The 14,803-nt window shown below is 67.8% G+C and carries 15 protein-coding genes; 12 read left to right on the top strand and 3 right to left on the bottom strand.

The window, feature by feature from the left end; translation table 11 throughout:
• Window positions 1-72 precede the first annotated feature (72 nt).
• Window positions 73-1,251 carry an amidohydrolase family protein gene (locus tag F9C12_RS09860; protein WP_409465651.1) on the bottom strand — a complete coding sequence of 393 codons (1,179 nt, stop codon included), beginning with the start codon at window positions 1,249-1,251 and terminating at the stop codon, window positions 73-75.
• Window positions 1,252-1,484: 233 nt separating this feature from the next.
• Between F9C12_RS09860 and F9C12_RS09855 the strand changes: the two genes are divergently transcribed.
• The 8 genes from F9C12_RS09855 (at window position 1,485) to F9C12_RS09820 (ending at window position 8,168) form a co-directional block, all read left to right on the top strand.
• A complete protein-coding gene (locus F9C12_RS09855) occupies window positions 1,485-2,144 on the top strand; it encodes a GntR family transcriptional regulator (protein ID WP_409465650.1) in 660 nt (219 codons plus the stop codon).
• Window positions 2,141-2,953 carry a carbon-nitrogen family hydrolase gene (locus F9C12_RS09850; protein WP_409465649.1) on the top strand — a complete coding sequence of 271 codons (813 nt, stop codon included), beginning with the start codon at window positions 2,141-2,143 and terminating at the stop codon, window positions 2,951-2,953. The genes F9C12_RS09855 and F9C12_RS09850 overlap by 4 nt, the downstream gene beginning before the upstream one ends.
• Window positions 2,950-3,609 carry a DUF2848 family protein gene (locus tag F9C12_RS09845; protein WP_409465648.1) on the top strand — a complete coding sequence of 220 codons (660 nt, stop codon included), beginning with the start codon at window positions 2,950-2,952 and terminating at the stop codon, window positions 3,607-3,609. The genes F9C12_RS09850 and F9C12_RS09845 overlap by 4 nt, the downstream gene beginning before the upstream one ends.
• A complete protein-coding gene (locus F9C12_RS09840; RefSeq protein WP_409465647.1) occupies window positions 3,609-5,069 on the top strand; it encodes a 4-hydroxyphenylacetate 3-hydroxylase family protein in 1,461 nt (486 codons plus the stop codon). Before F9C12_RS09845 ends, F9C12_RS09840 begins: the two co-directional genes overlap by 1 nt.
• On the top strand, window positions 5,066-5,410 hold the full coding sequence (locus F9C12_RS09835; protein ID WP_037353225.1) for a cupin domain-containing protein: 345 nt from the start codon (window positions 5,066-5,068) through the stop codon (window positions 5,408-5,410). Before F9C12_RS09840 ends, F9C12_RS09835 begins: the two co-directional genes overlap by 4 nt.
• 63 nt (window positions 5,411-5,473) lie before the next feature.
• The gene (locus F9C12_RS09830) at window positions 5,474-5,992 is read left to right on the top strand and encodes a flavin reductase family protein (RefSeq protein ID WP_409465646.1); all 519 of its coding nucleotides are present in this window, start codon (window positions 5,474-5,476) and stop codon (window positions 5,990-5,992) included.
• A 108-nt stretch (window positions 5,993-6,100) separates the two neighbouring features.
• Complete coding sequence (locus F9C12_RS09825) at window positions 6,101-7,441, top strand: MFS transporter (RefSeq protein ID WP_409465645.1); 1,341 nt, start codon at window positions 6,101-6,103, stop codon at window positions 7,439-7,441.
• Entirely contained in the window at window positions 7,425-8,168 is a 744-nt protein-coding gene (locus tag F9C12_RS09820; protein WP_409465644.1) for a cysteine hydrolase family protein, read from the top strand. Before F9C12_RS09825 ends, F9C12_RS09820 begins: the two co-directional genes overlap by 17 nt.
• Here the strand turns inward: F9C12_RS09820 and F9C12_RS09815 are convergent.
• Together F9C12_RS09815 and F9C12_RS09810 are read right to left on the bottom strand one after the other, a co-directional pair.
• Window positions 8,152-9,132, bottom strand: coding sequence for a biotin-dependent carboxyltransferase family protein (locus tag F9C12_RS09815; protein ID WP_409465643.1), 981 nt, complete (start codon window positions 9,130-9,132; stop codon window positions 8,152-8,154). The genes F9C12_RS09820 and F9C12_RS09815 overlap by 17 nt on opposite strands.
• Window positions 9,129-10,082, bottom strand: a complete 954-nt coding sequence (locus F9C12_RS09810) for a 5-oxoprolinase subunit B family protein (RefSeq protein WP_409465642.1) — start codon at window positions 10,080-10,082, stop codon at window positions 9,129-9,131. The genes F9C12_RS09815 and F9C12_RS09810 overlap by 4 nt, the downstream gene beginning before the upstream one ends.
• Before the next feature lie 181 nt (window positions 10,083-10,263).
• Between F9C12_RS09810 and F9C12_RS09805 the strand changes: the two genes are divergently transcribed.
• From F9C12_RS09805 to F9C12_RS09790, 4 genes are all read left to right on the top strand, one after another.
• Window positions 10,264-11,787 (top strand): PucR family transcriptional regulator, encoded by a 1,524-nt coding sequence (locus tag F9C12_RS09805; protein ID WP_409465641.1) that lies wholly within the window; start codon window positions 10,264-10,266, stop codon window positions 11,785-11,787.
• 525 nt (window positions 11,788-12,312) lie between these two features.
• Window positions 12,313-13,020 (top strand): hypothetical protein, encoded by a 708-nt coding sequence (locus F9C12_RS09800; protein ID WP_409465640.1) that lies wholly within the window; start codon window positions 12,313-12,315, stop codon window positions 13,018-13,020.
• A gap of 18 nt (window positions 13,021-13,038) precedes the next feature.
• On the top strand, window positions 13,039-14,535 hold the full coding sequence (locus F9C12_RS09795; RefSeq protein WP_409465639.1) for a YHS domain-containing protein: 1,497 nt from the start codon (window positions 13,039-13,041) through the stop codon (window positions 14,533-14,535).
• Between the two features lie 11 nt (window positions 14,536-14,546).
• Entirely contained in the window at window positions 14,547-14,801 is a 255-nt protein-coding gene (locus F9C12_RS09790) for a toluene-4-monooxygenase system B family protein (protein ID WP_409465638.1), read from the top strand.
• Window positions 14,802-14,803: the final 2 nt, after the last annotated feature.

The following is a 14,803-nucleotide window of genomic DNA, read 5'->3' as shown; positions in this document are numbered from 1 at the left end:
GTGCGAAACAGGGACAGAACCCGCGCGGGTTCGGTGCGGAGGTTCACCCGCCCGAAGACCCCGCGACGCGGGTCAGGAACCGTTGCGCCACACGCGCTGGATTGAGAGGGTGTCTCCGATGGTGACGGTCGGGTCGCCCGTGACCAGCACGAGATCCGCGCGCAAACCCGGCTTGATCCGGCCGCGGTCAGTCAGTCCGAAGCGCTGCGCCGGGACGGAGGTCGCTGCCCGCAGGGCTTCCGTCGGGGTGAAGCCCGCCGTCGTCAGAAGGCGAAGTTCGTCGTGCAGGCTGGCGCCATGGGCCATTCCCGGAGCGCCGAGGTGCGCCGCGTCCGTGCCCGCCAAGAGGTCGACTCCGGCTTTCTTCAACGCGGACAGCGTTTCCAGCGCGTAGTCGAAGTGCTCGCGGGGGCTGGTCGCCATCGCGCCGGACAGGTTTTCGCGCCATTCCGGCGTCAGCTTGGGGTAGACCCGCCGGTCCTCCGCGAGTCGGCGACCGGCGGGCTCGCCCGTGATCGACGCGATCACCGTCAACGTGGGAATGACGAAAGCGTTAGCCGCAGCGATCTTTTCGACCAGTTCCGCAGTGGGCGGCCGGTCGAAGAAAAGGTGAGTGAGACCGTCCACTCCGGCGTCGACGACCTGCCCGGCGGTCTCGACGGTCATCGCGTGCGCTAGCACCATCTTCCCGCGCCGGTGGCTTTCGCGAACCGTCGCCGCGACCAGTTCCGGTGCGAGCCGGGGCAGGGTGTCGCTTCCGAACAGCCGCCCGTCCTCCACCAGGACCTTGAGGTAGTCGGCCCCCTCGGAGACCCTGGCCTCGACAAAGGCCGCCACTTCCTGCGGACGGGTAGCAGTCGGCCACGGCGGGTCGCCTTCGTTCCTCCTCAGCTGGTGCGGATGCCCGCCCTTGGGAGTGAGCCCGATGGACGGCGACCGCACGTCGGCGAGGTCGTTCGAGGCGGCGGCCTTGCGGCGCAACGGAATCATCTGCTGCGGCATCGAGAGCATGTCGAATTCGGTGGTGACCCCGAACGCCAAGGCCTGGCGGAGCGACTCCTCGTCGGTGTGCGTGTGCGCGTCGATCAGCCCGGGCAGCAGGGTCGCGCCGGAGCCGTCGACGAGGTCGGCGTTCGCGGGGCGCTCGCCGCCGACGTTCGCGATTTTCCCGTCGGCGACCTCGACGTCCACGGTTCCGAGCGAGTTCTCGCCGTCGAAAACGTGGGCGCCGGTGATGACGAAGTGGTTCACGGAGGGCTCCTGGCAGGTGCTGCGGTGGCGATTCCGGAACCGTAAGCGGCGTGCTCGCGGGTGCCAAGAAGGCACTTTCCGGCTAGCTGGTGAGGCTCAGGTGACCAGGCGAGTTCTCCGGAGAGGGGCCGCTCAGCCAAGCCGCCGAGCGGCCCGACAGAGCCCGGCTCACCCGTTCAACCTCGGCAAACGCCTCTTGCCCGGCTGCCATGCGTGATGTATACATCTTGTCCATGAGCAGTGTACGACAGGCTGGGCGGGCCGGGTCCGCGCAGGACGTCACCTATCGGTTCCTCAAACAGCGGATCGCCGAGCTGCCCCGCGACGGCGGGACGTTCCTCACCGAATCGGAGGTCGCCGAGGCGGCGGGGACGTCGCGCACGCCGGTGCGGGAGGCTCTGCTGCGGCTCGAGGCCGAGGGCTTCCTCGAGATCGTGCCGAAGAAGGGCGCGTTCGTGCCGCCGATTTCCGACGCCGAGGTGCGGGCGGTGATGGAGGCGCGCGAGCTGGTCGAGGACTGGTGCGTCCGCAAGCTCGCCGAGCGCGTCGACGAAGCGTTTCTCTCCGAGCTGGACGACATCCTCGCGAAGCAGAGCGAAGTGGTGGACGAGCCGGTGCGGTTCATCGAGTTCGACCGCGCGTTCCACCGGGCGATCGTGCGGCGCGCCGGCAACCCGGTGCTGGCCGAGTTCTACGAATCGTTGCGGGAGCGGCAGGTCCGGATGGGGTTGCGCGCGGTCGCGGGCAGCGAGACCCGGGCGGGAACGGTGCTGGCGGAGCACGCGGCGATTGTCGAAGCGTTGCGCGGCGGCGAGCCCGCCGCGGCCGGGGACGCGCTGGCCAAGCACCTGTCCAGCACGATGACGGCGCTGCGAGTCGGGGAACCGCTGTGAAGGTCGCGTTGGTGCAGCTGGCCAGCCCGCCGGACGAGACGGCTGCGGACCGCCGCGTGCGGGCGGGGCAGCTGGTGGAGTCGGCGCGCGGGGCCGATCTCGTGGTGCTGCCGGAGTTGTGGGCGGCCGGATATTTCTCGTTCGACGCGTATCCGGCGGAAGCGGAATCGCTCGACGGGCCGACGGTCGCGGCGGGCCGGGAGTGGGCGCGCAGCCTTGGTGCGTATGTGCACCTGGGCAGTCTGGTCGAGCGGGACGCGGCCGGGCGGTTGTTCAATACCGCGGTGCTGCTCGCGCCGGACGGCTCGATCGCGCATACCTATCGCAAGGTGCACGTCTTCGGCTATGCCTCGCGAGAGGCGGAATTGCTGACACCGGGCGAAACGCTCAGCGTCGCGGAAACGGAACTGGGTCCGATCGGGGCCACGACCTGTTACGACCTCAGGTTTCCCGAATTGTGGCGCGGGCTGGTGGATCGCGGCGCGAAGACGGTCGTCGTTCCGGCCGCGTGGCCGGCCGCGCGGCGCGAGCACTGGCGGATGTTCACCTCGTGCCGGGCGGTGGAAGAGCAGGTTCTGGTGCTCGCGGTGAACTCGGCCGGCACCCAACACGGCGGCGTCGAGCTGGCCGGGACCAGCCGGATCGTGGATCCGTGGGGCACCGTGCTGGCTGAAGCGGGAACCGGCGAGGAAGTGCTGCGCTGCGAAATAGACCAATCCATTGTGGACACGGTACGGGCGGAGTTCCCGGTGCTGGCCGACCGGCGGTGGCCGGTGTCCACAGCAGACTTCACGGGAGCGGGAGTATGAGCACGATTGCCCTGCACGTCGCGGGAACCGGGGAGGAACTCGCGTTCGCCCCGGCGCGGCTGGTGGTGGCCGGGTACACCGGAAGCGACGAGGCCGCGGTCGAGGAGCACATCGCCGAACTCGAGGCGATTGGCGTGCCGCGGCCGGAATCGGTGCCCGCGTTCTATCACCTGGACCCGGAATTGCTGACGACGGAGCCGGTGGTGGGGGTGAGCGCGCCGGCGACGTCCGGGGAGGTCGAGCCGGTGCTGATCCGGTACCAGGGGCGGTATTTCCTCGGGGTCGGGTCCGATCACACCGACCGCGATCTCGAACGGGACGGCGTGGCACTGTCCAAAGCGGCCTGTCCGAAACCGCTCGGGGAAGTGGTCGCCGAGATCGGGGCCGAACTGTCCATTCCGGACTGGGAGCACGTCGTCGCGGATTCCAGTGTGGACGGATGCCCGTATCAGAAGGGCGAGCTGTCCGCGTTGCGGCATCCGGCGGACCTGCTCGACCGGCTCGGTCCGGTCGAGGGCGATTTCGCGCTGTACTGCGGCACTCTGCCGCTGCTCGGCGGGGAGTTCGCTTACGGCGCGTACTGGCGCGTCCACTTGGAACTGCCCGGCGGCCCGACCCTGACCCACGCGTACGAAACGAAACAGAGGAGCGAGTGATGCGCAGCGGAGCCGACTATCTGGCCGCACTGAAAGGCCCCCGGCGGATCTACCTCGACGGCGCGCCGGTCGAGGACGTCGCCCACCACCCGGCGTTCGCGCCGATCGCGAAGACCATCGCGGAACTGTTCGACCTCGCGGCCGACCCGGAGTCCGGCATCTCGGTCACCGACCCGGCGACCGGGTCCACGGTGAACCGCCTGTTCACGCCGCCGCGCAGCCGGGAAGACCTGAAGGCCTACCGCGAAGCGGCGACCACCTGGGCGCGGCACACGCACGGCTGGGTCGGCCGCAGCCCGGACCACGTGGGTGCGTTCGTCGCCGCGTTCTCCGCGCATCCGGAGGCGTTTTCCCAAGGGGAGCGCGACTTTTCCGCCAACATCGCCGCGTACCACAAGCGCGTGCTGGAGGAGAATTTGTACGTCTCCTACGCGATCATTCCGCCGCAGGTGTCGCGGGCGACCACCGCGCACGCGTGGGAAGGCGACCTGATCCAGGCAGGCGTCGCGGAGGAGCGCGAGGACGGGATTGTGATCCGCGGGGCGCAGATGCTCGCCACCGGCGGTGCGGTGGCCGACGAGATCTTCGTATCCTGCATCAAGCCGCTCGGACCGGAGGACGCGGATTTCGCACTCGGCTTCGCGGTTCCCGTTGACGCAGAAGGACTTAAGCTTTACTGCCGCCGTCCGTACGCCCCGGCTGCCACGAGTGAATACGACTACCCGCTCACCTCGCGCTATGACGAAACCGACGCGCTGGTGGTCTTCGACGACGTCTTCATTCCGTGGGACCGGGTGTTCGTTTACCGCGACGTCGCGGGATTGCGGCGGCAATTCTTCGACACCGGCGCGCACGTGTTCGGAAACTGGCAGGCGCAGATCCGGTTCATGGTGAAGACGCAGTTCATCGCCGGGCTCGCGCGCAAGGTCGCCGCGGTGAACGGGGTCGACAAGTTCCCCGGCGTGGTCGAGAAGCTCGGCGAGCTGGCGAGTCTGGCGTCCATTGTGGAGTCCGCGGTGCTGGCGGCGGAATACACCGCGGAACCGGACGGCAACGGCATGTGGCGGCCCGGTTCCCGTGCGGTGTACGGCGCGATGGGGCTGCAGGCCGAGCTGTACCCGCGGCTGCTGGCGATCCTGCGCGACCTGGTCGGCGGCGGGGTGCTGCAGGTCCCGTCGAGCGTCGCGGACCTGACCAATCCGGAGACCCGGGCCGATATCGACAAGTACATTTACAGCCCGTCCGCGCCCGCCGAGGAACGGGTGAAGCTGTTCAAGCTCGCCTGGGACGTCGTCGGCAGCGAATTCGCCGGACGCCACCACCAATACGAGATGTTCTACGCCGGCGCGCCGTTCGTGGTGAAGGGCTACGCCTTCCGCAATTACGGCTTCGACGCCGCGCTCGGCGACATCGACGCCTTCCTCTCCAGCTACGACCTCGACGGAGCGATCACCCGATGAACAAACCGGAACACGAATTCTTCCCGGTGACCGAAGTCCCGTTCACGGTGTGCCCGGGCGACGACCCGAAGATCACCGAACGGATTCTCGCCAAAGATCCGGAAACCGGCGTGGCGACGCGGATCCTCCGTTACGAGCCGGGAGCCGATTCGACGCCGATGGGCGTGCAGAAGCACGATTTCTGGGAGGAGGTCTACATTCTCGAGGGCTCGTTCACCGACCTCACGCTCGGCCGGACGTTCACCGCGGGGATGTACGCCTGCCGTCCGCCGGGCATGCCGCACGGCCCGTGGCGGACCGACGAGGGGGTCGTCACGTTCGAGGTCCGCTACCCCGCCTGAACCGCTCGTGAGCGGCTAAGCCGGCGCTTGCCACGCACGACCCCCTTCGCAAGGAGAACCCCCATGATCACTTCCTCGGCCGAGGTCGACCCGATGACGATGCGCCGCACGATGGGGCGTTTCGCCACCGGCGTCGCGGTGGTCACCACCCGGGCGGCGGGGGTGCCGCACGGGATGACTGTCAACTCGCTGACCTCGGTTTCGCTCGATCCGCCGCTGCTGCTGGTGTGCCTGACGACCGGTGCGCGCAGCACCGACGCGGTCGTCGACGCGGGCCGGTTCGCGGTCAACATCCTGTCCGCGCGGCAGGAACAGCTCGCGCTCCGCTTCGCCCGCCGCGGCGAGGACCACTTCGCCGGGCTGGAGGTGACCGAGGGCAGGCATCAGGTGCCGGTGATCCCGGACGCCTTCGCGCACCTCGAATGCGACGTCGAACGGCACCTCGTCGCCGGCGACCACGTGGTCGTGTTCGGGCACGTGCGCAGCGTGTGCGAGCGCGACGGCGAACCGCTGGCGTTCCACGGGGGGCGGTTCGCCGACATCGCCGACCGGGCCAACGAGCCCGTGCACTGGTTCTTCTGAGGCAGTCCCCAGGGGGGAACCCGCCTCGGTGGCTGCGCCAACAGCCACCGAGGCTTCCGGCACCAGCACTTCATCCGCGTCACGGACCCTCCGACTCCAGGAGCCGAAATGGCTGATACCTCTCGCGAACGTAACAGAAAACGCCCGCACACGCGGCTGGGGGTGGTGGCGGCGTCGAGCCTCGCCGGCACCGCCGTCGAATGGTACGACTTCTTTCTGTACGGCACCGCGTCCACTTTGGTCTTCAACAAACTGTACTTCCCGTCGCACGACCCGTTGGTCGGCACGGTTCTCGCTTTCGCCACCTACGCCGTCGGCTTCCTCGCCCGGCCCCTCGGCGCGGTAGTGCTCGGCCACCTCGGCGACCGCAAGGGACGGCGGTCGACGCTGATCGCCAGCCTGCTGTTGATGGGTGCGTCGACCTTCTTGATCGCACTGCTGCCCACGTATGAGGCGGTCGGCGTGCTCGCGCCGCTGCTCCTGGTCGTGTGCCGTCTGGTGCAAGGGTTTGCGCTCGGCGGCGAATGGGGCGGGGCGGTGCTGCTGGTGTCCGAACACGGCGGCAGTGCGCGCCGGGCGTTCTGGTCTTCGTGGCCGAATGTCGGGCCACCGCTGGGAAATCTGCTCGCCGCCGGAGTGCTGGCGGTGCTAGGCGCGGTGCTGCCGTCGGCGCAGTTCCTCTCCTGGGGCTGGCGGATCGCGTTCGGGTTGTCCGCGGTATTGGTGTTGATCGGCTTGTGGCTGCGGCTTTATGTCGCGGAAACCCCGTTGTTCAAAGACGCGCCGAAGCCCAAGGGACTGCCCGCCGGGGTGGTGGTCCGCAAACATTGGCGCAGTGTGCTGCTCGCCGCGGCGACGCGATTCGGCGAGAACGCCGGGTTCTATCTGTTCTCGTTGTTCGTGATCACCTACGTCACGACTGTGCTCAAAATGGACAGTTCGGTCGGATTGACGGCAGTGCTGGTCGGCCAGGCGTGCGCGGTGGTCACGATCCCGCTGTTCGCCCTGCTGGCCGACCGGATCGGACGGCGCCCGATTTACGTGGTCGCTTCGGTGGCGACGATCGTCTGGGCCTTCGTGTTCTTCGCGCTGGTCGACACGCGGAGCCCGGGATTGATCATGGTCGCGGTGGCAGGCGGATTGCTGATCTTCGCCGCGTACAGCTCGGTGATCGGGGCGTTCTTCGCGGAGTTGTTCCCGACCGAGGTGCGGTATTCCGGGGTTTCGCTGGCGTACAACCTGGCGTCGGTGCTGGCGGGTTCGCTCGCGCCGATCATCGCGATCGGGCTGTACGCGAAATTCAGCACCGGGTATGCGATCGGGGCGTACCTGGCCGTGATGGGTTTGATTTCACTGGTGGCGTCGCTGATCGCGAAGGAGACGAAGTCGGTCGATCTTGGTTCGGTGGCCGGGAAAGGGGAGGAGGAAGTTCGTGCATCCGTTGAATGAGTATCTGACTGCTTACGGTCGGGCGGAGGGGGATCTTCTCGACGGCGAGCGCGAGCAGATCGCGGCCGCCGACGCGGACTACGAGACGGACAAGCACTGGGCGTTCGAGATCAAGCCCGAGGAATGCGCGCTGATCGTGGTGGACCTCCAGGAGGACTTCGTCCGCCCCGACGGGCCGATGCGGGTGCCGGAGGCCTACCGGCAACTCCCGCGGGTGCGGGCGCTGATCGAGGCGTGCCGGGAAGCCGGGGTGCCGGTGCTCTACACCGAGCACACGATCGCGCCGGATGTCGCGCACGACTTCTCTTCCTTCTGGCCGCCGATCGCGAACGGCGCGATCGCGGAGGGAACTCCCGGAGCCAAGCTGTACCACGGGCTGAAGCCGCGCGACGACGAGCGCATCATTTCCGCGAAGCACACCTACGATTCCTTCGCGGGCACGGATCTCGACTATGCGTTGCGGTGCCAGGGAGTCCGGACGTTGATCGTGTGCGGCACCCTAACCAACTTCTGCTGCGAATCGACCGCTCGCACCGGATATTTCCTGGGCTACCACATCGTGTTCGGCTCGGACGTCAACGCGACCGACAACGCCGAAGCACACCGCGCCACTCTCCGCACCATTCGGCGGGGCTTCGGTCGCGTAATGGACCACCAGGCGATCATCGCCGCCTTGAGCGACGGCGACGCCCTTTACCGCGAAGCAAAACTCAAGACAGGGCCTTGACTTCCAGCAACTGATTCACCTGCGCATTGAGCGCCGCCGCCTGGCTGAGGTTGATTTCCCGGAACGTGACCGTGTCCCGGCCGGGCCGGAGCTGGCCGACCTTCCACAGCGAGGCCGACGCGACGGTGGCGATCACCGCGAACCCGCCGGAGGTGTTGCTGTCCGGGCCGAGCACGGTGAGCACGTCGCCGTAGGCCAGGATGCCGCCCGGCGGGTAGCTGGAGTCCAGGATGTTCGACGGGTGCCCGCCCGCCACGTCGCCGGACGGGCGGGCCCAGCGGAACCGGTGCGGGTTGAACCGGATGCCGACCCGGTCCGAACTCAGGTCGCAGCGCCACGACGCGGCCAGGAAGTCGGCGAAATCCTCCGCGGTCAGGAAATCCGGGTCGGCGTGCGGGCCGCGCAGGATTTCGATTTCCCACGCGGCCGGGTAGGTCGGGCGCAGGGAAACCGGGAGGCGGCGCGGCCGGGACGGGGCGGCCGGGAACGTGTCGAGGATGTCCGCGCGTTCCAGTGCCCGGCCGTCGAGGCCGCCGATTCCGGCGAGCAGAAATGTGGAGCGGGAACCGAATACTTCCGGCACCGCGATGCCGCCGGACAGCGCCAGGTACAGGCGGTGCCCGGGGCCGCGCAGCACTTCGCAGGCCAGCACGTCGCCGGTTTCCACCGGTACCGATTCCCATTGCGGGATCGGGGATCCGTTCACCGTGACCGTGGTTTCCGGGCCGGTGACGGCGATCCGGCCGGGAGCGAGGACGCCTGCTTGAAAACGGCCCAGCGGGATTTCCAGGGCGGCCGCGCCGGGACGGTTGCCGACGAGGAGATTCGCGAGGCGGAAAGCGAGCGAATCGACTGGACCGGAAGGGAAGAAGCCCAATGACTGCCTGCCGCGCCGTCCCGGGTAATCCTGCACGGTCGTCTGCAGGCCGGGTTCCAGCACTTCCAGGGCGGCGGTCTGGGTCACGGGATTTTCACCAGTTCCTGTGCGGCGACCCGGTCCGCGCGCCGTTTGGCCGCCTCGGCCGCGATCGCCGGATCGGCCTGGACGGCGAGGTGGTCGGCGACCGCGTACCGGCCGGGTTCGATGTCGTAGTCGTAGCGGCCTTCGAAAACCTGTCTGCGCAGTTCGATCAGCTCCGCCTCTTCGACGCGGTAGAAGGAAATCCGGTCGCCGGGGTGGATCAGGATCGGGTCCGCCCGGTGCGCGCGGGGGCGGCGGACAAGGTCGCAAATCGGCAGAGTCCGGCCGAAAAGCTGATACGAACCCGGCGATTCGATCGGATGGATCACCAGACAAGGACCGCCGAACGCGACGGCGCCCTCCGGGGTCCAGGAGCGGGCCGGATTGTACTTCGGCGCGACCAGTTCCGAGCGCGGGTCGAGCGGGAGCAGCGACGGCAGGCCGGGGTAGAAACCGGTGAACGCGTTCCACCACTGCGATTCCAGGATCCGCGCATACAGCGCTTCGCGGTTCGGCAGGCCGTTCGAGCGCACGAGGTAGTCGACGTTGGTGCCGTCGACGACGTTCGGCGCGTCCGGGCGCGTGGTGATCTGGTAGCGTTCCACGGCTTCCCGCGACGTCGAATCGTCGAACGCGATCGGGAGTTTCACCCGGCGGCTCGGCAGCACGAGCGAACCGGGTTCGGGGATTTCGCGGTGCAGCTGGTCCAGTTCGGCGATCACGGCGTCGTGCTGGATCGTTTCCGGGTCGTAGTGCACGAGCAGCGAACGCAGTCCCGGCGCGACTTCCAGCACGCCGCGCACCGGATTTTCCTCCAGCCGCCGGGCCGACGCGTGCGCGAAGAAGTTGAGCCCGAGGTCGACCGGCAGCGGCGGCCCGTACTCGACGAGCAGCGCGCGATCGCCCGCGGTCCGGTACGTGACGTCCGGCCGGGACGGGGCGGGTGCGGGCATCGGGATCCCTTTCCGTTGTGCCGCCGGACATCCGCGGGCGGGGAAGTCCGATCGGGACGGTTTCTACCCAGCGGAGCCGGGTTTTGTCCAGAACGTTGGTTCGTCCGGGTGGCGATCGCCCGGCAGCCCGGCGAAGCGCCGGTTACACTTCCGGCCGCCGGATCCGTCCCCGGGAGACACCATGCCGCTTACGGTCCAGATGCTGCTCGAACGCGGCGAACACGGTCTCGAACTCGCCGCCGAAGGAGCGCCCGGAGCTTTGGACCGGGCAGTCACGTGGGCGTTGATCAGCGAACTGCCCGACCCCTCGCCGTATCTCGAGGGCGGCGAACTCGTGCTGACCACCGGGTCGCGGCTCGCGCTGGGCGCCGCGGCCAGCCGGGAGTACGTCGACCGGCTCGTGGCCGGCGGTGCGGTGGCGCTGGGATTCGGGGCCAGCTCGTTCTATCAGAACGTGCCGCGGCCGCTGGTCGAGGCGGCAGGCGAGGCGGGATTGCCGGTGCTGGCGGTGCCCGCGACGACGCGGTTCGCCGCGTTGAGCCGGCTGGTTGCCGGGCATCTGTCCGACGAGCGGCAGCGGGAGTTGAATTACGCGGTTTCGGCGCAGCGGGATTTGACTAGGGCGTCGCTGTCGCCGTACTCGGCCCGGGCGATCGCGGAGCGGCTGGCGAAGGCGGTGCGCGGGTGGACGTTGCTGCTGGACGCGGCCGGCGGGTACCGGGCGGGGGTGCCGGCGGCTCGGATGCATGTGGCGCGGGTGCGGATCGAGCTGCCCCGGCTGCGGGACCGGGCCAATTCGGCGAGTCTCAGCATGACGATCGCGGGGGAGTCCGTCGTGGTGCTGCCGTTGGCGGTACGCGGGCGGGTGCAAGGGTTTCTCGTGGTCGGGCGGTCGACGCCGCTTACGACGGCTGAGCAGGCGATTGTCACTACCGCGGTGTCGTTGTTGTGCGCTGAGTTGCATAGTGCGCGCGGGGTGCTGGACAGCGAGCGGCGGCATCGGTTGGCGGTGTTCAAAGCTGCTGTCGCCGGCGACGTGGAGTTGGCTGCCGCTATTGGGGAGGCGCTCGACACGGACTTTCCGGAGGGGGATCTGCGGGTCGCGATTTTGGGGGTTCCCTCCGGGCACGAGCGGGAGTTGCTCGAGCATGCCGAGGGGGATCACGGGTTGCGGAGTCTTCGTGCGCTGGTTGCCGAGTGGGAGCGGGGGCGGGTGGTGGTGTTGATGCCGCCCGCGGAGGGGGACACGCGGACGTTGGAGGCGTTGTTGCGCCGGATTCCGCTGGCTCGGGGTGCGGTTAGCGATCCGACTCCTCCGGAGGGGCTGGCTGCTGCTTGGGAGCAGGTTCGGTCGGTGTTCACCAGTTCGCCCGGGGGTGCCGGGGTGCTGACTTGCGCCGGGGACGTGGCTGCCAGCGGGTTGATGCGGTTTCTCGACAACGACGAGGTGCGGGGGTGGGCTCGGGCTTTATTGGAGCCGGTGACGGACAAGACTGGGTCGGCGAAGATCGATTTGCGGCATACGCTGCGGACGTTTTTGGCGCATAACGGGCAGTCGGATGCTTCGGCCAGTGCGTTGGGGATTCATCGGCATACGTTGCGGTATCGGATGGGGAAGGTCGCGGAGGCGTTGGGGAGGGAGGTGGATGATCCGGCTGTTCGGGCGGAGTTGTGGATTGCTTTGCAGTTGGATGATCAGTTGTGAGTCGGCTCGTCGCCCTGGCGGGCGACATTGCCGGTGAATGGGTCGCGTGGGGCACCCCGATTTTTCATTGTGCTGACGGTTCGGGGGTGCTTGTCAAGGCGGGAAAGATGCCTTGACAAGCACCCCCGAACCGCAGGGCGGCTTTGTATCGGGGGCGGGGGGAGGTGTGGGTGCCTCGCTTTTTGGGTGCAGCGGTGGCGGTTGGAGGGGCTGGGTGCCTCGTTGTTTTGGTGCGGCGGTAGCGGTTGGGGGGGCCTCGTTGTTTTGGTGCGGCGGTGCGGTTGGTCGGGGAGGGGTTCCTCGCTCGGTGGGTGCACCGATTCAGAAGCGTTGCGGTGATCGTTGTGCGGGGTGCTGACCTGCGTTGATGGCCGGTGGTGCTCCGGTTTGGCAGTTGCGGCGGGTGCGTTGTCCAAGGTGCGCACTGGTGGGGGCGGGGTGCGTCGCGCAGTCTTTGGGGCACCGCTTCGGGGAGGTTGACCGGGGCGGGGGGCAAGTTCAACGGTGAACCTGGAGGCAACCCCTATGGGCACGTCGCTGCATCCGCCGCAGTTGGTGACCGGGTCTCGGACTCTCTATCTCGTGTGGGTGCCCGAGGATCCGGACGGCGTGGCGGAGCTTGTTCCGGAGGGGCTCACGCCGGCCGCGGATCGTTCGTGTTACCTCAATCAGTACGTGGTCGAGGGGGACTCTCAGACCTCGGCGAGCCAAGGGGACGACGCCTTCGGTGCTTACTCCCTGACTTATCTCGGCGTGAATCTGTCCGGGTTGGACACCGAGGCCGGTGTTCCCGGGCGGTGGTGGACCGATTATCACAACAGTTCCGAGCCGATGATCCGGTACGCCCGGGAGCACGGCGTTCCGGCCGGTGCGCCGGGCGAGACGACGCTCGATCTCGACGGGGAGCGGCTGGTCGCCACGACGGTCGTCGAGGGGCGGCCGATTATTCGGACTGTCGCGCGTCTCAAGATTGGCACGCCGCAGCGGGTTACCGGGCAGTTGCGGTACATCACCAGGCGTGGTGGTGAATTCGTCAGCGGGCGGTACGCCTATGTCGCTGATATAGCCGAGGAATTCGCGGTCGAATCCCTCGAGTTCCTCGACAAGGAGCATCCTGCCTACCGGCTGCGGCCTGCGCACCCCTTGCAGGTGACCTTCGGGTTCTACGCCCCGGCCATGTCCTTCGTCTACCCCGGCGGCGAAGGGCCGCTGGGTTCCGAGCACGGCAGCTAAAAAACAAGGAGCACCCGCATGGCTCTGCTGGACCGAGCACAGTGGTACGACATCGCCCGCGACACTCAATGGACTCCGCGTTACGTCACCGAGGCGGAATTGTTCCCGCCCGAGCTTTCCGGCGGCGAGGGGCTGCCCGACGAGGTGTGGGCGACTTATGACGAGCCGTACAAGGTGAGTTATCGCGAGTACGTCGATATTCAGCGGCAGAAGGACGCTGGGGCGTATTCGGTGAAGGCCGCGCTGGAGCGCGCGGATTTGTACAACAAAGCCGATCCGGGCTGGATTTCCATTCTCAAGGAGCACTACGCGGCGGTCGCGCTCGTGGAGTACGGCGCGTCGTTCCAGGAGTCTCGCTTCGTGCGCTGGTCGAAGGCTCCGGGCATGCGCAACATGGCGACGTTCGGGATGCTGGACGAGATCCGGCACGGGCAGATCCAGTTGTACTTCCCGCACGAGTACGTGAACAAGGACCGCCAGTTCGAGTGGTCGCACGCGGCGATGTTCACCGACAACTGGGTCACCCTCGGAGCCCGGCACTTCTTCGACGACGTGATGATGACCCGCGACGCCGTCTCGACCTCGATTTTCGCGAACTTCTCCTTCGAGACCGGCTTCACCAACCTGCAGTTCATCGGCCTTTCCGGCGACGCCGCGAAAGCCGGCGACTTCACGTTCTCCAAGCTGATCCAGAGCATCCAGTCCGACGAGGCCCGGCACGCGCAGCTCGGCACGCCGCTGCTGCAGATGCTGATCGAGAACGGCCAGAAGGAAGAAGCGCAGAAGAAGATCGACATCGCGTTCTGGCGGTCGTACCGGCTGTTCACCATTCTGTCCGGGATTCCGATGGACTACTACGTCCCGCTGGACGTGCGCGAGGCGTCCTTCAAGGAATTCATGGAGGAATGGATCGTCACCCAGTTCATGCGCTCGCTGGAGGACCTTGGCCTCTCCAAGCCGTGGTACTGGGACATCTTCCTGCGCGACATCTCCGAGCACCACCACGGCCAGCACCTCGGCACCTACTCGTGGCGGCCGACGCTGTGGTGGAACCCGGCGGCGGGCGTCAGCCCGGAGGAACGCGACTGGCTGGAGGAGAAGTACCCGGGCTGGAACGACACCTTCGGCAAGGTGTGGGACGTGCTGATCGACAACTTCGCCCACGACCGTCCGGAAAAGACGGTGCCCGGCACGCTGCCGATCATCTGCAACGTCTCGCAGCTGCCGATCGTCGGCACGCCGTCCCGGACGCTGCGCGACATCTCTCTGGTCCACGAAGGACGGCGCTACCACTTCGCGTCCGAAGTGGACAAGTGGATCTTCGAGGACGACCCGGAGCGCTACCGGCACCACAAGAACCTGGTCGACCGGTTCCTCGGCGGCGAGATCCAGCCCGCGGACCTCGGCGGCGTGCTGGAGTACATGGGCCTCGGCTCGGTCGGTCCCGGCGGCGACGACGCGCACGGCTTCTCCTGGGTCGACACCTACCGCAAGCAGCTCGTCAAGGCCGGCTGAAAGGAACGCTGATGGCCACCATTCCGCTCGCCGTGCACTTCGACGGCGACTTCGTGCTCAAACTGCTCCCCGCGGACAGCGAGCACACGATGGACGAACTCGCCGCCGCGGCGGCCGGGAACTCGGTCGGCATCCACGTGCCCGACCAGCCGGGCCGGACGCTGCGGGTGCGCCGCCAGGGCGACGCGCAGCCGTTCGAGCGCACCAGCACCGTCGCGGCGGCCGGCCTCGAGCCGACCGAATGCGTCGAAGTCTATTTCGAGTGAGG

This window comes from Amycolatopsis sp. GA6-003 (assembly GCF_046267895.1).
Taxonomy (GTDB): Bacteria; Actinomycetota; Actinomycetes; order Mycobacteriales; family Pseudonocardiaceae; genus Amycolatopsis.
Note: the sequence above shows the minus strand (reverse complement) of the source record. Positions and strands in the feature narration are given on the sequence as shown.

Coding starts and splice junctions, on each gene's coding strand:
- F9C12_RS09855 (WP_409465650.1), top strand. CDS start 1,485: ATGAGCAGTGTACGACAGGCTGGGCGGGCCGGGTCCGCGCAGGACGTC.
- F9C12_RS09845 (WP_409465648.1), top strand. CDS start 2,950: ATGAGCACGATTGCCCTGCACGTCGCGGGAACCGGGGAGGAACTCGCG.
- F9C12_RS09840 (WP_409465647.1), top strand. CDS start 3,609: ATGCGCAGCGGAGCCGACTATCTGGCCGCACTGAAAGGCCCCCGGCGG.
- F9C12_RS09835 (WP_037353225.1), top strand. CDS start 5,066: ATGAACAAACCGGAACACGAATTCTTCCCGGTGACCGAAGTCCCGTTC.
- F9C12_RS09830 (WP_409465646.1), top strand. CDS start 5,474: ATGATCACTTCCTCGGCCGAGGTCGACCCGATGACGATGCGCCGCACG.
- F9C12_RS09825 (WP_409465645.1), top strand. CDS start 6,101: ATGGCTGATACCTCTCGCGAACGTAACAGAAAACGCCCGCACACGCGG.
- F9C12_RS09810 (WP_409465642.1), bottom strand. CDS start 10,082: ATGCCCGCACCCGCCCCGTCCCGGCCGGACGTCACGTACCGGACCGCG.
- F9C12_RS09805 (WP_409465641.1), top strand. CDS start 10,264: ATGCCGCTTACGGTCCAGATGCTGCTCGAACGCGGCGAACACGGTCTC.
- F9C12_RS09800 (WP_409465640.1), top strand. CDS start 12,313: ATGGGCACGTCGCTGCATCCGCCGCAGTTGGTGACCGGGTCTCGGACT.
- F9C12_RS09795 (WP_409465639.1), top strand. CDS start 13,039: ATGGCTCTGCTGGACCGAGCACAGTGGTACGACATCGCCCGCGACACT.
- F9C12_RS09790 (WP_409465638.1), top strand. CDS start 14,547: ATGGCCACCATTCCGCTCGCCGTGCACTTCGACGGCGACTTCGTGCTC.